General features: G+C 52.9%; 8 protein-coding genes. 1 reads left to right on the forward strand and 7 read right to left on the reverse strand.

Annotated elements, in window-relative coordinates; genetic code table 11:
- Nucleotides 1–46: 46 nt before the first annotated feature.
- A complete protein-coding gene (locus IQ254_RS07040; RefSeq protein ID WP_193965461.1) occupies nt 47–7336 on the forward strand; it encodes a strawberry notch C-terminal domain-containing protein in 7290 nt (2429 codons plus the stop codon).
- A 10-nt stretch (nt 7337–7346) separates the two neighbouring features.
- Here the strand turns inward: IQ254_RS07040 and IQ254_RS07045 are convergent, their stop codons facing one another.
- The 7 genes from IQ254_RS07045 to IQ254_RS07075 all read right to left on the reverse strand — a co-directional run bounded on the left by IQ254_RS07045 (nt 7347) and on the right by IQ254_RS07075 (nt 18532).
- Nucleotides 7347–8045, reverse strand: coding sequence for a class I SAM-dependent methyltransferase (locus tag IQ254_RS07045; RefSeq protein WP_193965462.1), 699 nt, complete (start codon nt 8043–8045; stop codon nt 7347–7349).
- A complete protein-coding gene (locus IQ254_RS07050; RefSeq protein WP_193965463.1) occupies nt 8042–8572 on the reverse strand; it encodes a GNAT family N-acetyltransferase in 531 nt (176 codons plus the stop codon). Before IQ254_RS07050 ends, IQ254_RS07045 begins: the two co-directional genes overlap by 4 nt.
- 206 nt (nt 8573–8778) lie before the next feature.
- Entirely contained in the window at nt 8779–11058 is a 2280-nt protein-coding gene (locus IQ254_RS07055) for a pentapeptide repeat-containing protein (RefSeq protein ID WP_228040299.1), read from the reverse strand.
- An 85-nt stretch (nt 11059–11143) separates the two neighbouring features.
- A complete protein-coding gene (locus tag IQ254_RS07060; RefSeq protein WP_193965464.1) occupies nt 11144–13405 on the reverse strand; it encodes a serine protease in 2262 nt (753 codons plus the stop codon).
- Nucleotides 13406–13448: 43 nt separating this feature from the next.
- The gene (locus IQ254_RS07065) at nt 13449–14654 is read right to left on the reverse strand and encodes a hypothetical protein (protein ID WP_228040301.1); all 1206 of its coding nucleotides are present in this window, start codon (nt 14652–14654) and stop codon (nt 13449–13451) included.
- A gap of 343 nt (nt 14655–14997) precedes the next feature.
- Complete coding sequence (locus IQ254_RS07070) at nt 14998–16260, reverse strand: hypothetical protein (protein WP_193965465.1); 1263 nt, start codon at nt 16258–16260, stop codon at nt 14998–15000.
- Nucleotides 16253–18532 carry a hypothetical protein gene (locus tag IQ254_RS07075; RefSeq protein WP_193965466.1) on the reverse strand — a complete coding sequence of 760 codons (2280 nt, stop codon included), beginning with the start codon at nt 18530–18532 and terminating at the stop codon, nt 16253–16255. Before IQ254_RS07075 ends, IQ254_RS07070 begins: the two co-directional genes overlap by 8 nt.
- Nucleotides 18533–18659: the final 127 nt, after the last annotated feature.

Here is an 18659-nt window from a genome sequence, read left to right on the forward strand (position 1 = left end):
ATTCTCCGGCATCTACCTCGACCGTCTACTCCCGGAGACCATCACCATGGGCCATCCTCAGTTGGCTGAGGCCTATGCGTCCTACTTCCTATCGGGTCAAGGCTTTGGCTCCATTGTCGAAGCTCGGCGCTTTGCAGCATCTGTTCTTGGGGAGCCGGTGCAGCCTGGAACCGCCCTGGCCAAGACGGTGGATGAGTCCGTTGAGGCAGCGGTGGTCAGGGCTGGAGGGCAGGTGGTGGCGAGTTCCCAGACTACCCATGAGGCCTATGACCGCCTGGTGGAGTTGCTCCAGCGGCAGCCCAACTTGAGCGTGCGGTCATCTACGTCGGTGCTGCAACAGGCCTACAGTACGCCGATTCCGATCGCTTATCTGGCCTCTGTGCTCGGGGGCATCAATGCTGAAACCACCGTGTACGAGCCCACGGCAGGGAATGGAGCACTGCTGATTGGGGCCAATCCAGCCAGGGTGATCGCCAATGAGCTGAATCCAGATCGCTGGGCTGAACTTCAAACCCGAAGCTTTCGCCAGCTCACCCAGGCCGATGCCCTGATTTACAAGCCCGCTACCCAGGTGGATGTTGTCATCTGTAACCCACCTTTTGGAGTGGTCAAAGACGCGCAGCGCCACACCCGCCGCTTTCCCATCGCCGACACTTGGACGACTCAGATCGATCAGGTGATCGCCCTGAAGGCGTTGACGGTGATGAAAGAGGGTGGTCGCGGGGTGCTGATTTTAGGAGGTAAGCAAGGTCGTGAAGACGAACACCGCTCTGAGCGCTACAACAGCCGTGAGAGTCGTGCCTTTTACTATCTGCTTTATGCGAATTACCGGGTCACCCAGCACCTATCTATCTGGGGTGACCTGTACCGCAAGCAGGGCGCTGGGTTTCCTATCGACGTGATTGTGATTGAGGGGCGGGGGAAGTCGGATCGCCCCCTGCCTGCCGCTGAAGTGCCTGCTATCTACAAGTCGTTTACTGAACTAAAGGAACTACTTCCCCATGAACCTATCCACCATGCCCGTATCCCCCTGGACGTACCCGTTCATGACCCGCCAGTATCCCAGCTTTCTCAACCTCTGGACGCTAGAGGGGATGGGAACGCTATTCATCGTCAAGGTGCCACCAGCGCTAGAGCAACTGAGCGAAGCCACTTACCTGCAGTTGATGCAAACTCGACTGGACAGAATGATTCAGGCCTCCGTCTTAGAAACCTCCCAGACCGAGACGCAGCAACAGCTGGCCACCACCCTCAGCGAGTTGGACTGGGCTCAGGAGATTCCGATCCTAGAGCCGGACGACGACCTGGACTTCGCCCTGGAGTATTGGCGGCAGCAGTGGGCAGAGACCTTGATTCTGAGCAACTGGCGGTTTCAGGAACGACTCGGCTATTACGGGGGGATCTTTCCAGTAACGCCCGTCACGCCCAGCTATCCGGACTATCTGGACTGGCTGAGCCTCCACGACGAGACCACGCTAGAGGCGTGGCTGGCCGAACTGAGCCTGTAGAACCTCACTCGGAAATCACCATGAATACTCCTCTTTCAACCGGCGAGGCTGCGGCACCGTCGGCAGACACTTATGATGTCCAGCCTCGTCAGGTGGCCTATGTGCCTAAAAGTAAGGGCTTTTCGACTCAGACCCTGATCCCGTTCAACATGGCCAGTGCGGCCCAGCAGGCGCTGGAGCGTTTTGAGCAGCACCACGGCGACATTGATACATACCTGGCCACCCGACTGGGCTACGGTTCCGTTTCTGAACTGCACCAGTACTTTAGCGCTGAGCAAGTCGATGCTTCAGCGCTGGCGATCAACAATATCGAGCGAGGGGCGGGATTTATTACCGGCGATCAGACGGGCATCGGCAAGGGCCGCATCTGCGCCAGCATCATGCGCTATGCCCAGCAGCAGGGAAAGATTGCGCTGTTCATCACCAAGGACAAACCCCTTTATGCCGACATGATGCGGGATGTGGGGGATATTGGGATGCAGCGGTTTTCGCCCTTCATTACCGATAGCGGCACCGAGATTCCCCTGGCCAATGGCGGGGCATTGAAGACCGCTGGGGCCGCCAAACAGCAGGCAGAAATGCAGGCAATGATTCAGCGGGGGAATCTGGGCCGCTACAGTGCGGTGTTTACCACCTACAGCCAGCTTCAGACCGTGGGAAAGAAAGAACCGCTGCGGCGGACGTTCCTCAGACGGATGGCTCCTAACGCCATTTTGATCTTGGATGAGGCCCACCAGGCCGGGGGCAGCAAGGGCGGTTGGAAGGAAGCGGGGCCACCCGACCGAGCAGATTTTGTGCGGGAGTTAATCGATCTGTCTTCGGGGGTGTTCTACTCGTCAGCAACTTACGCCAAACGGGCCGATGTGATGGATCTCTATGCTCGACGGACGGATTTGCGGCTGGGGGTCAGCAGCATGACGGCCTTGGAGAACATCCTGACCCGTGGGGGTGTGCCGCTTCAGCAGATTGTCGCCAGCAAGTTCGTGGCTTCCGGGCAAATGCTCAGGCGGGAGCGGTCTTACGAGGGGATTTCGTTTCAGGCCAAGACCGTTCCCGTAGATCGGGAGGTGGCCGATGACTTCTCGGCGGCGATGCGGGCGATTAAGGATTTTGACCGAGCTAAGCAGAAGGCAGTGAAGGCGATTGGTAATGAGGCGAAGGCTGAGGCTAAAGCGTTAGGAGAAGATGGGGCGATTGGCGAGGTGGGAGCCCGGAGTACCAACTTTACGTCACTGATGCACAACTGCATTGAGCAGGGATTGCTGGCTCAAAAAGCTGATGCGACGGTGCAGGAGGCGATTGCAGCCCTGAACCGGGGTGAGAAGCCGGTGATCACGGTGGCCAATACCATGGGCAGCTTCATCGAGGCCTATGCGGAGTCCCAGGATTTGAGCCCTGGGGATGCGATGAGTCTCTCCTTTGGGGATCTGCTGGAGCGGTATCTGGAGCGTTCCAGAGATGTCGTGGTGACAGACTACCGGGGCCACTCCACTCGGCTTCGACTCAGCGATGAGCAGCTAGGCGGCGATGCGGTTTTGGCTTACGAGGAAGCGCTGGATTGTATTCGCGAAAGTGACTTCAGCGGCATTCCCATCAGCCCGATTGATTACATCGAGCAGCAGTTGGAGCGCTCTGGCTACCGAGTTACTGAAGTCACCGGGCGCAAGGCAGGGATTGAATATGGGGCTGATGGTGTTATGGCCTACAAGGTGCGGCTGGGGGAGGAAAAGACAGCCAAGGGCAGGATCGATGCCGTGGCCCGCTTCAACGCTGGGGATGCGGACGTCATTCTGCTCAACTGCTCGGGCTCGACCGGCATCTCGCTGCACGCCTCAGAGAAGTTTGCTGACCAGCGACCTCGGCACATGATTGTGGCCCAGGCCGAACGGGACATCAACGTGTTCATGCAGATGTTGGGGCGGGTGCATCGTACCGGGCAGGTGGCGCTACCGAACTACACGCTGTTAATGGGCGACCTTCCAGCTGAAAAGCGACCAGGGGCGATCCTCTGTCGCAAGATGGCGAGCCTGAATGCCAACACCACGGCAGCACGGGAGACCGATATTTCGCTCAATACCGTGGTGGATTTCATGAATCCCTACGGCGAGCAGGTGGTGACGGAGTTGCTGGCCGATGACCCGGAGCTGAATGCCAAGCTGGATTTTCCTGCTGCCAAGGCCGAAAACGATGCCTCCGATATCGCCCTGATCAAGCGGGTGACGGGTCGGATCCCGCTACTGCCGATCGCCGAACAAGAAGCCGTCTACAGCCTGATTGAGTCGGAGTACTGCGACCTGGTGGATCAGGCGCGGGCGATGGGGGAAAACATTCTGGAGGCAGATCAGCTGGATTTAGAGGCCAGGCCCTTGGCGCGGATGGAGGTAATGGCCGATGACAGTGAGACGGCCAGCGAGTTCACGGGGCCGGTATACCTGGAGCTGGTGGAGGCGAAGAGTGAGAGCAAGCCCCTAACCCAGCTTCAGGCGATCAATACGGTGCGGGAGTCGGTGGGGTTGGCGGAGGTGCCGTCGGTGGATGCCCATGACCCCGATGCTTTATCCCTCCAGGCCAGACAGCAGGTGATGGCGACGATCACCGAGTTGGAATCGGCGACGAATCGCTACCGACAGGCAGCGATCGCCCAAAAGCAAGACAGTAAGGCGATTGAGAAGCTGAGTGATCGCATTGAGCAGCAGCTCACGCATGTCTCTACAGTGTTAGGACAGTTCGTCTCAGGAACACCACTGCGACTCGTGACGCCTGCCAGCAAAACCATTCTCTATGGAGTGGTTGCTGGGGCGGATGCCAAGAAGCGATCTGGGAGTCCGGCAGCACCAAACCGTTGGAAGCTCAGAATTTTGGTGGCGGACTCGGCGAGACAGATTACGGTGCCCTTGTCGAAGTTCAACACCGGGCGAAGCGGATCACTCGATGCCACAGTTCAAGCCGAAGACTGGTTTGGCAATAGCGTCTACGTGCTGTTTGACAAGCAGCAGGAGGCGGGTCGGGTCAACCGGCAAATCTTTACCGGCAACCTGATCAAGGCCTTTGAGAAATACTCCAACGGCAAGTTGGTGAACTACACCGACTACCGAGGCGAGGTCTGCCAGGGGCTGATTATGCCCAAGGGCTTCGATATTGAGTCGGAGCTGACCAAGGAGCCGGTGGCCTTTAAGGAGCCGCAGCAGGTGTTTCGGTTTCTGACGGAGTTGACCAACCGGCAAGGGGCTGTGAAAACCCTGGATGAGTTGTTGCTGCTGAAGCCCCAGCAGACGGGGGAGGGGTTCATTCTACAAGCGCCGAAGTCGAAGGAGTCGGGTGGGCGGTACTACTTGGATGAGGCGCTGATTGCGGCGGCGGGGTCGGATTTTTATTCGGTGGCCGATCGCATGGAGGTGGTAATTCCCCCAGAACGGTTGGAGCGGGTGCTGGGGGTGGTAATGCAACAGCGAAACTATACGCTGGCGGCGTTTGAGTTTAAGGAGGTGGCGCGACAGTTGATGGGGGTGTCATTGCCGACGCTGGAGAAGGTGGAGATCCAGGAGGTGAAGCCACCAGTTGTTTCTCAGCCGGTTGTGCCTGCGATCGCCAGTCAACCTAAGCCAGAACTAGCAGAGACAGAACCCGTAGAGCCAGCAGAAAATCTGGTGTCCCCAGCCGTACCCAATCTGCCCCCAATGGGTCAGCTGGAAAAACGGATTCTACGCTTTTTGAGGAACGCCGGGATTGAGAAGGAGGTCATGACATCCCAAGAATTTCATCTACGGATTGAGAATGAGCCCTTCAGTCCCCTGGTGGTGGAGCGGCAGGGAGATGAGCTGTATCTGACCCACTACCTGACCCAAAACGGCGATATGTTTATTGACTCGGAGATGGTGTTTCGAGTGCGGGGCGAGGGCCACATCGAGTTCAAGGAGACGGCGGTACAGAGCCTGCGGGGTGGGGAGTCGCGGCTGCCCGATCGCGCCTTTGCCCAAGTCTTCTCTAAGAACATTGTGCAGCAGGGGTTTGCAGAAGCCGCTAAGGCCAAGCTTCAAGCGCAGGCAACGCCCGAAGTAGAAGTAGTGTCCCCACAAGAACCGGAGGATGAGCGATCGCGGATGCCGAGTGATATGCGGCAGTATCTGGAGGTGAAAGACCAGTATCCCGATGCGATCGTGCTGGTGAAGTCACCGGATCAGCGGTTCTATGAGGCGTTTTTTGACGGGGCTCGGCCCTTGATCGAGCATCTGGAGATGATTGGCACCAGCATGGAGTCTGGGGTGAAGGAACTCGGGCGGGTACGAGTGGCGGGGTTCCCGGTGGGGAGTTTGCACAAGTACTTGGACAGGTTGATCCAGCAGGGGGATGTGGTGATTGTTGATGGGGAGGGGGCGATCGCCATCCACCCCCATCAACCGCTTGCCCTCGCTGTGGAGGAAGCACCACCGCCTGAACCCGAAGCTGTGGTTGATGCCCCAGCTACTGGAGAACCTGAATTTCGGGTGCAGAGTTTGTTTGATGTGGAACCCTTTCGGACAGGTCACCCCACTGGACAGGTGCCACGACCTAGCCCAGATCCGCTGTGGCAGCAAGAGCCAGCGACAACAGCGCCCGCGCCATCTCAGAATCTGCCCCCAGCCAAGCCTGTAAAACCGGTTCAGGGGCCAACGCTACAAGAGATTGCCGATGAGGTGCGGGGAGCGGATTTGGAGGATGTGGCGGCGCATTTGGGGTTGGAAGTGGATCGCTACGACAAGCACAAGTGGCGCAATGGCGACCACATCATCAGTATCAGCGGGCCGCTGTTCATGGACTGGTTGGCGGATGCTGGGGGGCGCGGAGCGATTGACCTGGTGATGTATGTTCAGGGGGTGGAGTTCAAAGACGCGGTGAAGTGGCTGTCAGGTCAGGACTTTTCCCAACGACCGGCTCAGGTGGCTAGCTTCGCACAGGTTAAAGACTCGGAACCTCGGGTGTTGGAGATGCCGGGGGACTCGTCACAGCGATGGGATGCCGTGCGAGAGTATTTGGTGGAAGGGCGCAAGCTACCAGCGGTGCTGGTGGATCGGCTCCATGAGCGGGGCTTGATCTTTGCCGATGACCATCAGAATGCCGTATTTCTGCGCCACGAGTTACAGGCCCAAACCTGGAGCCGAGGCGAGGTCATAGGAGCCAGTTTGAGGGGAACGTGGGGCGAGGAGAACCATTTCCACGGGTTAGCGCCAGGCTCGGCTAGAGACCAGGGATGGTTTTGGATTGGCACGGGGCAGGGGCCGGTGAATCGGGTGCTACTAGTGGAGTCACCGATTGATGCGATGTCACTGGCGGTGCTGGATCGGGCTCAGCGGGGGCCGGAGGGGGTGTCAATTTACCTCTCGACGGATGGTTCTGGAGGGGTGCCGACTGAGGCATTGAAAACGGTGCTGCGGAATGGGGGGCTGGTAGCGGCGGCGTTTGATGCGGATGCGGCGGGGGAGACCATGGCCTGGCGGGTGGCGCAGCAGGTGCCGGGGATAGAGCGGCTGACGCCGAACCAGGGGAAGGACTGGAATGAGGTAATGGTCAATCCGGAGGGGGGCGGTAATGGGTGGCAGCAGAGCTGCCCGGAGTTGGGCCAACTCTGGCGATGGCATGGGGCAGCAGTCGCACTGGGGAGACCGGAGGGGTATTTGAGCCGGATAACCGAGGTAGCGAGGGAAGTGGCGAAAGGACAGTCACTATCGGAGAAGGCGATCGCAGCCATGCAGCGAGACTTAGAACATATGGCAAATTCATTGAACTCGAAAGGCAAAATCCCCACTCCATCTCGAACACATCAGACGTCTACCGTAGATTTGGATAGATAAGGACGGCCAGTTAGGCGTTCGGTTTAACCGCCAGGGCCACTAAATCATCCTGGTCATGGGGGCCTTCACGGGGGACGACATGCCAATTGTCAATGCTAAAGCCTGCTGTCGTCAGCTCCTCAAGGATGACAGACGCTGAGCCAATGTAGCGAGTAGCAATGCCCTGATCATTCATCGTGCAGCAAGAGTTAGGGTCAAAAGTTGGCCGCATGGGAGAATCCTCCATCACCTCGCCGCACATACTCTGAATTAGAAAGCCCCCGCTGGGCTTCAGAACCCGATAAATATTGGCCAGCGTGTGGGCTCGGTCTGGACCAATGATGCAGTGCAGGCAGCGGCTATCAACCACCAGATCGAAAGAGTCATCCTCATAGACCGCCAGGTCCAGCACGCTGCCAACGGTGAATTGAACCTGGGACTGTTGGGCTTGAGCTTTTTCCTTAGCCCAGGCGATCGCGCTGGGAGCAATATCAATTCCATAGGCTGCATATCCCGAGTTCGCCAGCCAGACAGCAATATCGCCCGTGCCACAGCCCAGATCTAGAATGCGGCTACCGGGTGCGAGGGCGAGGCAAGCGATCGCCTGCAAAATTCGGGGCTGCACCACCTCGGTCTGATCGCTCTCTGAGGTCCAACCGAAGGCTCCTTTTGCCTTGAGCTGTTGGTAGATGCGATCGTGGGCAATGTAGTCGGTTTTCAGCGGGTTCATAGCGCAATCCAGTAGCGGGCAATCAGTTGGCCAGACACATCCGAAACCCCTTGACTGACCAACACTCCACCGTTCTTCTCGATGCCTCGGGCTAAGGCTAGATTGTCCACATCACAGGTCATCAGGATTTTGGACAACCCGAGCCGCCGGGCTTCGTCCAGAGCTAGCGCTAGCATTTTAGTGCCATAGCCCTGCCCCCGCCGAGATGGACGAATGCAGTAGCCGATGTGTCCGCCATGGTGTTCCAGCGCTGGGGTTAACCGATGCCGCAAGTTGACGCGCCCCAACAACTCAGCAGAGTTTCGCATTAGCCATAGGGTGGACTGTGGGACTTTACCATCGGGTAAATTTCGGTCAGCCTCCTCCGACTGAAGCTGCTGCACTAATGCGGCAAAATCGGTCTGAAGCTGCTCCAGCAAGGGCTGAGAAAGGAACTGTTCCCCAGCAGTTTGATAATCTTCAAGCATCGACAGCAGGAGAGGCCGATGCTCGATCGCCAGTCGAATCAGAGTAAGATTTTCAGCCATAGTCCCAACTTTCGCAAGTGAGCCACGCGACTCTTTCCACTCAATCAACTCTGGTGAAATGCATAACCGAGTGATGACTAGGCAACTTAGAAACCCAGTACGGATCACCATCGATTGCAGGAAGAGGAGTTTGGTGAATAGCGCTTCAATTCCTCAATTCCTTGCTTTGAACAAGCCTTAATTTGAGTTGGCGCTTGTCTTTGTCACTAAACAATCGCCAATAGGGCAGCGATCGCTATCAACAACTTGCTAGATTCCTGAACCAAATCTGTGGCGCTCGGTAGACTGGCTATCGTGCCTTTCAATATTTTCAGGGCTGTTTTAGCTGATTTCTTTAGAGGGCCATCTTCAGGCTGCTGCCCAGCCTCTGCCAAGACTTTGACCTGTTCTAAGGCTTCAGCTTTATCCTCATTGCTTAATTCGGCTTCAGACTCGATCGCGGCCTGGAGCTGGGTCAGCAACTCTTTGAGCCCAGGTTGATTGGGATCAGAAGAACTGGGGAGTTGATTAATGGTGTTGGTGACGGTGCCGCTAATCTCTCCTAGCAAAGTTCCGGTCATCTCTAAATGGTCGCCTGCAGCGGCGACACCGCTGACGTTGCCTTGCACCCCTTCAATATTGATATTGCCTTTACTCTGGGACATGATGAACTCTCCTTGGTGGCGATAGGTCTCAACGTAGAACCGGGGTTGCTGAATGGCCTGCTCCAGCATGGTTTCGAGCCGATGAATTTGCTGGTCTTTATCGATAATGCTGGACAGTAGAGTCTGCAAGTCACTGTAGGGTAAAGCTTTAAGCTGATTGTAGTTCTCAGAATATTGAGCGCTGAGTTCAGAGCGATTGGCCTGGCTGGATACAATGGCCTGCAAGCGGATTTGATCTTGACCCCGGCCTTCTAGCGCCACAACTTCTATCCCGGCTTCTGGATGCTGTTCGGCTAGCTGCTGGAGAGCGATCGCAGCGGCACTGGGATCAATGCCCTCGTGGTGAAATAGATCAATGGTCTTGTAGGCTTCGGCAACATTGCGCGGATCGACGTTTTGCTGGCTGTAGAGGTCGAGAGTCTTGATGATTGGGGCAATAAAGTTTTCAAAGTCGCCTGGAGCAAAGGTTTCGTTGCGATTATCGGGTTTGCGGCAGGGGTCGGGGTCCGCTGGAGTGGGTAAACGCATGTAAATGTAGTCACACTGGATGCCATCAAATTGGGTGTCTGTCGAGATGCCCCAGTCTTGAATGTAAGCTCCGGTCAGGGTCGTGTTGCTGATGTTGGCTCGATACAGTTGAGTGCGGACCAATTTTGCTCGCGATAAATTAGCCCCGGAGAGATTGGCTTCACTTAGATTAGCGCCAATAAAACTAGCGTCGGCCAATTGTGCATTTTGTAGGTTGACGCCGCGCATATCTTTGTAGTCAAAGCTTTGCCCCTGTCCTTCTCCTGAGGTAACGAGTTTCTTGATTTGGGCATCTGCCAGGTAAGTTTGCTCAATCAGGGATAGATGAAAAAGTTGGGTATCTTGCCAAAAGGTTCGGGTGAAATTAGCTCCTTGAAAATCGGTGTTAGGCAGAATCGCAGCGCTAAACTCAGCGTCGGTCAGATTAGCTTGATGAAAGCTGGTTCCTCTTCCTTTGATCGAAATGAAAGCAATAATAATTTTTCGCAGCCAAGAACGATTGTCGGTATTTCGAAAGATCCCCACTCCAACAAAGGCACTAAAAATTGATGCTGCTACAGGAATAAGAATTTTACAAATACCGACAGCAATGCCTGACCATCCATCTAAGTTGAGTAGTTCGTATTCATAGTTGATAAGATCGATGACGGCAATAGCAAAAAGTGCGTTTATGATAATACTGATGCCAACAATGATTGCCTTTTTTCTAACTATGATTTGAAGCATTGCACTAGCGATCGCACCACCTGATTCTATGGCAAACACGCCCGACCACGCTGCCATAATTGCCCCAAAAAAGTTCTCGGCAACTGGAATATCTGATATTGCTAACAGGGTAAGTATTACAAGAGAAAGAGAAAGAATTGCGCCTAATGTATGAAAAGCTACTTGACCTAGGAATCTGGAAAAAAAGATCTGCGTTAATAACAAAATCAGCGTAAATAACCCAATCCATTCTAGTCCTGGCTTATATTCGCTTCCCATACCCTGAATCAGTAGAGGAGTAGGAACGAATATAAGCAGAACAAGATAGATCGCTAAGCCTAAAAATACGCCTGAGATCGCAGCCAACAACCAACTAAGAACAATGAAGATGATAGTTCGCAGAGGAGTTAAGCCAGCCTGGCAGTGGTTAAACCTAGTGCCGGATAAATTAGACTGACTGAAATCTGCTCCTCGGATATCTGACTTCCTGAAGTCAGCTCCCGAAAGATCCTGTCCCTTGAAGGACTGACCACACAGGTTACTGCTGCCGAAATTTCGGTCTCCAGTAGCGTAGCGTTTCAATACCTCATTAACTTTCATAAAAACCATATTAGGTATTGCAGGGTAATCAGGTGGACACAGCTATAGCGTGACCTAAACAGAAAACCTGATTTTCAGCAATTGTGAGATAAGTCTATCTTCGACCATTATCAGCTTTGGGGCGGCGAAATCTAACAACCTCACACAGAAACACATAATTCCTGGCAGCATCTTTTACTGCCTGGCTAGCATTTTGAGGATCCCTAATGATTGCATTCCTATCTTCATTTAATCCTACAGCAGCTAGCAGGAGTTCAACTTGTCGGCCAGTTAGTATTAGCGCTTTGGAGGTGAAACCAAAAGCCAAGTATTGATCTTTACCAACCTTGACAGTATTCTCATTCATCCAAGCACCTGTGCCTTGTTCGTGACTCCACATAACTCTACTGCCGCGAGGGACATTATCAAGAATTTTTTCATCATTCCAGGTTGAATCTAGAAGCTTCCATTGTCCCTTGTAATATCTCTGCCAGGGCTCTAATTTATTCTCTTGGCATTTCCTTCCGTTACTCCCTCCTCGTCTATAAAAAGCTAAAATCTGATCTCGACCAGCACCGGTAGACCAGTGGAATCGAAGTCGAAATTCACCCTTCCAACGCTGGTCAAACTGTTCGGGATTCATTTGAGATACGGCATAGAGATAGATAACTTGAACAAAGAAGGCACATTCCATAGTCCATCGATGGCCATAGTTAACGATTTCCCAGATAGCCTTTGAAGGAGTAGTTTTGTCAGACTTTAAAACCAGAATTCTCTCGTTCCTGCCACGTTCGTTTCTGATTATTTTCAAATCCCAGTTTCCTTGGTCATACTTACCTCCTCTCTCAACATTGACAGGTGCTCGAAAACTGCTGGGCTTAAATCTTTGCAAAGCTTCGTCAAGACAACTATCATAAGAGCTACATCGTCGATTCCGATATGCTTGATCTTCGAAATCTAGACCACTTTCTTGCTCATCTACACATTGATCTATTTCATCACTGTCTCTTTCATCAAATGAGTCCTGGTATAGTTCGCCTGCTACATCAGTAGCATAGGTTTCCGATCCGTCGATGCTGTCATCCTCAAGATAAAGATTCTCTTCTTTATCTTCATACTGTCGCTCAGGAAATTCGTCCAATATCTCCTCGCCGAAATCCTCAACTTCATATGGGACAGATTCCAGGAGTGCTTCACTCTTATCCAATGTAATTTTGTGATCTTCAGGCTCAATTTCTTGAATGCCTTCTCGATCTACATTAGCATTCATCCATGAATTGATATCGGTCAAAATTTCTTTTGTTATGCGCACGGCAAAGTTGTTGACTCGGATAAAATTATCATCTTTTTCGTAATATGTTGAATCTGCGGGTCTGGCATGAATCCCAACTAAATTACGGCGGTTTTTATAACGTAGCCAAACAGGTGCACCGCTGTGACCATGATAAGTATCTACGGTATGTTTGATTAGAGAACGCTCCGGTTTCACTTCTACTATTTTGCCAAATGCTCTCCATTGAGTAGATGCTTGAAGTTCAATTGGCGAACATCCCTTACCTGGCTTTAAAGGAATGACTCCACATTTGTCGCCAGGATAGCCAGCAATATTAACAATTACCGTTTTGCCGGATAAGAAATTTGGCTCTACAGGTCTTATGATGGTTCCTTGCCCAAGTGTTTTGTGGCCCCAGTAGCCTAGGGATTGGTTGCCTAGCTCAGAATACTTAGGTGAAGCAATATCTCTTTCCAATGTAATCAAAGCATAGTCATATTGCCAAGCGTGAAGATAAGGCGGCTTCCAATTTTCACAAATATTCCATGCTTTTGCCTCTACACGTCCCAGTGGTTCTCGCATTCCATTTCGAGCTGGAATGACGATAATTTTTTCGATAGAATTGCTGTCTTTTTCCGAGACTAGAGCGTGGGCGACAGTTAAAACATAGCGTTCACCAATTAAGATTCCTGTGCCTCTGCTTATGACTCCGTTAACGTAATGTAGATCCAAGGAGCAAATCCAGCGATAAGGTATGGCTAGTGTGTCTTTGACTAAAACTCGGGTATCTTTGCCGATTATCTCTTGCTCAAGCAGCAGATCTTTGAAATCCTCAAGCTCTAAGTCGTTTTCTGTAAACTCATCTTCTCCATTCAGTTCATCATCTTTCTCTAAATTTTCTTGTTTGAGAGATTTTCTATTTCCTTCCTCAAAAGCCTTAAGAAACGGACTTTCATTGCTCAAGCTCGATTCATAAATCCTCCAGTTCTGAGGTATTCTATTCGTCTCAATAAGAAGCTCTTCGTCAAGATACGGCGATCCATACTTAGGCTCAAATCCATGTGCATCTATTGAGTTGGAAAAATAGTCATGTGTAGAAGACATGGAACTTCCTCAGCATAAAAACTGACTAATCGAGTTTCAAATCTTATCGTTCAACCAAAACCGAGCGGGGACGTTCTTTCATGTTGCGTTCAGTTGCTTCTGACCAGTAAGTGATGATCAAACGCATCACTCCCTCAGCCGGTAAGCCAGGGGTGTAGAGGGCGGGTACCGCCAGCGGGTCATTGTAGGTACCCAGTTCAATTTGGGTCAGCAGCCACGACATGCGATCTGCGAGGCCAAAGAAGTAGTAGGACTTGGCATGGAGGGGCAGCTTGACCCTCTCGGCAATCTTTTTGAGGCGTTCTTCCTCGCTGGAACCTTCGGCCCGGAGCGATACAACGATGGGAGAATCAAACTGAACCGATAAGTGAAACCAGGACATAATGGACACAAAGAAAAATTCTTCTCGGGAAAGGTTGCCATTTTGTCGACGGGTTCTCAGCATGTCGTAAAGGCGACGAGCCAGGTTTGCGATCGCCGCATCATCCCTGGGACTGGTGCCGCTACTGTTGTTTGCATTAGAAATTGCGATCCAAACCTCCCGCAGGAACTCCTCAAAGGTTTTTTGAAATTCTCTGTTGGCAGTTTCAGCTTTTTCGTAAGGATAGATGGGCTTGTCATCAACACCGTGGTTCAGGTCCATGCCAAACATGCGGTAGTAGACATTACGTCGGGAAGCCCGCAGATCTGGACGAACATAACTCACCACCGAAAGAATTGAAAAGGGAGGCGGGTCTCGATAGAACAGTTCTTCAGTATTGCGCAGCCAGTGCTGACTACTTGCCAGGGGGACACCTAATCGTTCTCCATGGCGATACTCGTAAAGTACCCGCTGAAAAATTTCATAAATCCGGGTATTTTCAATCAGGTAAGCATAGATTAGATGATCCCAGAAAACTTTTCCTCCAATGGGGCGGTTAGCGGCAGCTGCTGGACCGGGACGAAATTGATTCCGATTGGTATTGACGAAATTGCCGAATTCGTTGGTGGGGGCACTTGCGAATAAGGTGTTGAGCAAATACTCAGGGAGGGGCGGAATGTCACTCCGCCGTTTGGGATGTCCCAGGGGATGCACAGGATTACCAGACGGATCGGTTTCCCAGTCTCGGAATTCCCATGCAAGTTCGAGCAACGCCGCCAGTTCAGTTGGGTGCAGACGGAAAAGCTGTTCTGCTTTGTTGCGATCAACCTCAGTACCGGGAATACCAGGGTCGCCAGAGAGGGGGGGTGCCACAAGTCGTCTAAACATCTTGAGTGCCTCACAATGAAGGATTGTTGAATTAAGGCGTGCTGAATTTGGTTTTGGGCTCTTCTGGCGGCAATACCCAGGTTTTACCCTCCGCATTTTCTCGTGTCGGACCGATTAGGGTCTCTTTGACCAGGTCAAACTCTTCGCTGGCTTTACGGACCTGTTCGGCTAAGGCCGGGGGGCAGGGTTTCTGGGTTTCTGGTACTGTTTGAGAAGCGATTGAAGCTCGAGGTGTTTCTCCACTGGTGCTCATGGGCTTTGTCTCCTTATCAGGCACACATTTCAACAGGTTGGTTAATAGGCTTCTAGCGGTCACTCCTGATTTCCCTCGCACAGGTAGTCGTTAGACGGTCTTCAATGTTTCTCCCAGGCGCAGCATCCAGTCTTTTTGCTGCTGCAAAATCTCCAGGGCGTGGTGGGGTTCTGTGGCAGCTCGATAACCGCTCAGGGCCAGTAGCCGAAGCGACTCTGTCCAGATCCAGTGATGGGAGGTATAAAGTGCATTGCTACCCCGGCGTTGAAGCTGAGCCAGAGCCTCAGGGCTGACCTGCCGGGGGTCAATCAGGGCTGCCAGGGGCGCTCCCCGAAATGCCCGCAGTGGGCCTGTTAAAACCCATTTCGCCAGGTGCGGCAGCCAGGGCAGAGAGTGGGGAATGATCGTCTGAACCTCTGCAGAAGCTTCTTCCCATCGATTACTGCGGCTCCACTGATCAGCCAGATCGTCCCAGGGGCCAGGGCCAAAGTACAGGCGACACATCTCCACCCCCAGTAGCACCCGTAAATAGCTAATGGGATGGGGATCTCCGGGCATATAGCGGAAGGCAACGGTCGGCCCCCCAGCCAATACGTCATGCAGCCCGGCTACTGAGGCATAGCCAGTGTGGACAAAGGCGTAGGCATCGGCGGCGATTTCGCTAGCCCAACTGGCCCAAAGGCGACCTAACTTAGGTGACATGCCACCAAATTGGTGCTCTAAGCCAGCTGCCAGTTCTTTACTCCAGCCCACGGCATGGGCCACCTGGTGACCGGCTTCATGAATCAGCGCTGTTGGCCGATAGAGGTTATGCCGCACAATTTTGATCGCCGCTACCAGACTCTCGGTTCTGCCATCCCACAGACGCAGTCCAGCTTTTAAGATAGATGCCCCCAGCCCCTTATCCAAATAGGTCAAGACCGGCGGAGCCGTTAAACCTAGCTGGTCCAGCAGGGCGGCCATGCTGCGTCGGGCCAGCACATCACAGGCCCGCAACAGAGCCGCCGTAGAGGAGTTGGTGCGGGTGTTGATGGCATCGGCGTAAAAGTCGAGTAAGGTCTCGGTGCGCAGATATCGCTGGCGAAACTCTAGCAGGTGGTGCTCTACTTGCTGAAATTCAGCAGCAGTTTTAGCGCCATTCCACTGGGACTGCAACGCGGCAGCCTGGCGCTGTAGCCGGTCTACTGTGGCGGCCAGGTTCTGGCGCAATACCAAACCCAGGTAGTTTTCCAGACTATTCCAGGCACTCGGCGATGCTAGATCATCCAGGTCACTCAGCCGCAACGCGGCCATAGTCCAGTGGGCAACCTGCCGACCCAGTTGTAACTGCTGTCGATCGACGGTGTCAATCATGGCTGAACCCCGGCATGACCTGAATGTTAACGGTCGGTTGGTCTTTCATCGTTTGCAGTTCTTGGAGCAGTTCCTGCCCATTTGTCATATCACCCCGCAAAGCCTTTCGTAACCCGGCGAAACCCGGCGGGTGGATCATCACTATTTTGAGGGTTACACCATCGGCGGGGTTTTCCGTAGCTGCAATAAAGTCTTGAGGCTTTTGCTGAAAGTAGGTGCTGAGGCCTTGGCCAACCCACTCTATTAATTTCTTGCTCAGACTCTCTCGAACTGTTGATGGTAAGGACCTGAGAATACGTCCTCGGGATTTGCTAGGAGTAACCCTGCCGTGGATGATTCGCAGGTGGTGGTGGTGCTTGCCGGATAGAATTTTTGTCAGGCGTGGCTCCATGATGGCCTGCACCTGAGCCATAACGCTGCCCAAGGGGGCTTCCTGGCGCAGCTTTGTCGCTATGGCCTGGGCAACAGCTTCACTGAGAAATAGATTGATTTGAATTTGATCTTGAGGAAAGTCCCACTTCACATGCAGCTGCCTAACACGTCTGGCTTTAGGAATCTGTCCTGAAGCAGAGATGAGTTGAGGACGGGCTTCCGGAATTTCCAGATAGTAGAGCCGTTGCCCTACCGCTGTAATGGGGTCATGGTCTAAATAGGCTGAGGGCACCTCCCGTCCTAGTCCGGGCTGCCCCAGCAGCATGCCAGCAGCTACCGGAGTAAGAGGATGCAGATTGGTCCAGGCTGACCGCTGGCCCAGTCCCGAAACATAGCGTTCTGCTTTACAGATCTGGCTCATCCGGGTGCCAGGAATCGCCTCATAGAGGTGAACCCGAGCTTTGACGGGGCGTCCTGGTAACAGTCCCAGACGATCTTGCAAAAACTCCACCAGAGGAATGTCGCAATAGGTTTTGACCACCTGAACGACATGGGGCGTCAGGACCGTTTCATAGATGCGGGTGCATTTCTTATACTGCTTTTTGCCTCGCAGCGGCTGCAATACCCAGGTACCTTTGGGGCCAGTGGTTTCCCTCAGGTCAGGGCGAGTCTCATAAACCCGCTCCGGCAGGATGGGGGGTAGGTTGGCGGTAGCTGACTGCTCAAAAGCTTCCATGATAAAGCCTTCCAGAAGTTCCTGGTTATCCAGAACATACTCCGGTAGAGCAGCTACCTGGCGTACAGTATCTTCGATAGTGGCTGCAACAGCGGTTCGTGCGGCTAAGGCTTCGTCTTCCGGAGTAGCTTCTAGGTTAATCAGGCGCAGCCCTACATCCACAATGGCCTGGGATAGTGCCGGAGCATATTGGGGTCCAATTAGCTTACGAATGAGTTTTGCCAGATATTTCGCCAGGTAGTTCACCACCTTGGATCGACCAATCAGGCTAATCCCAGCCTTCAGCACCGGCAAAATGGCGGGAATAAAGTTTTCCACCAGTGGGGTAGGGTCTTCTCCGTCTTGCAGTTCGCCCAATTGTCGGACAAACTGACTACGAGCCCGATCCAGGTCGCTAAGGGGATCGTAAGATAAGGGCTGCTCTGCCTTCCGGACATATTCGGCAATGGCCACTTCTTGCTCGACGGCCTCTCGAGCAAAGAGAAGATTCGCCATCTGCTCGTCAAACTCGCGCTGAATACCGGAGATGTCTGGGGTGGCGTCTTCTAGCTCAAATTCTGCTTCGTTTACCTCTGTTTTTAAAACCTTTTTAGCCAGCTCTTTTGCAGGGAAGTGCAGGTGCAGAGGCAATTTATTAATGGCCATTTCCAAAACTTTTTTTAGCAGCGGCTTGAGCAGCTTTTTGCTCCTATTTATAATCTGCTTAAGACCTAGTTTTCCAACCACTTTTAATCCTTTTTTAGCCCATTTTTTGGCTTTCTTCATCAAGCCGCCTAGGAAATTTTCAAATTCTGGAGAAAGGCTGCTTTTGGGCTCATAACTTTCAACAAAAGCTTCTAGCTCAGATTCACCAGCCCGATTTGGATCTAATTGATCAATTTCACCTGCCAGACTGTCTAAAAAGGTTTCTGCCTCCTGAGCTAAAGGAGCAAAATGCTGCTCCAGCATCCGCATAGCCTGGGCTTTTTGAACTAGAGAGTCGCCATACTCACTTTCAAATCGCTCTTCATAGAGATCGGCGGATTCATTGGCCAATTCAAACAGAGCATCGTTGAATTCGTCATCATAGAGTTCATTCAAAAATTCCAGGGTTTCTTCAGCTTCTGGATCGATGGCATCATCACCATCTTCCAACTCATAGACCGATCGAAAGGGGCCTTCCACGTAACTTCTCAATAACCGCTGGTAAGACGGTGGATGTGTAACCGGCAAGGGGTTGTCAAGAGCGCAAAGATCTGGTCTAACAGAGGAATGAATCTAGTGCCAGAGAACCTGAAATCCAAGCCGTCAT

Source organism: Nodosilinea sp. LEGE 07088 (assembly GCF_015207395.1).
Taxonomy (GTDB): domain Bacteria; phylum Cyanobacteriota; class Cyanobacteriia; order Phormidesmidales; family Phormidesmidaceae; genus Nodosilinea.

What these genes read in the sequence shown, in the direction of transcription:
- IQ254_RS07040 (WP_193965461.1), top strand. Translation starts at nt 47, where the DNA reads ATGGGCCATCCTCAGTTGGCTGAGGCCTATGCGTCCTACTTCCTATCG.
- IQ254_RS07060 (WP_193965464.1), bottom strand. Translation starts at nt 13,405, where the DNA reads ATGTCTTCTACACATGACTATTTTTCCAACTCAATAGATGCACATGGA.
- IQ254_RS07055 (WP_228040299.1), bottom strand. Translation starts at nt 11,058, where the DNA reads ATGGTTTTTATGAAAGTTAATGAGGTATTGAAACGCTACGCTACTGGA.
- IQ254_RS07045 (WP_193965462.1), bottom strand. Translation starts at nt 8,045, where the DNA reads ATGAACCCGCTGAAAACCGACTACATTGCCCACGATCGCATCTACCAA.
- IQ254_RS07070 (WP_193965465.1), bottom strand. Translation starts at nt 16,260, where the DNA reads ATGATTGACACCGTCGATCGACAGCAGTTACAACTGGGTCGGCAGGTT.
- IQ254_RS07050 (WP_193965463.1), bottom strand. Translation starts at nt 8,572, where the DNA reads ATGGCTGAAAATCTTACTCTGATTCGACTGGCGATCGAGCATCGGCCT.
- IQ254_RS07065 (WP_228040301.1), bottom strand. Translation starts at nt 14,654, where the DNA reads ATGTTTAGACGACTTGTGGCACCCCCCCTCTCTGGCGACCCTGGTATT.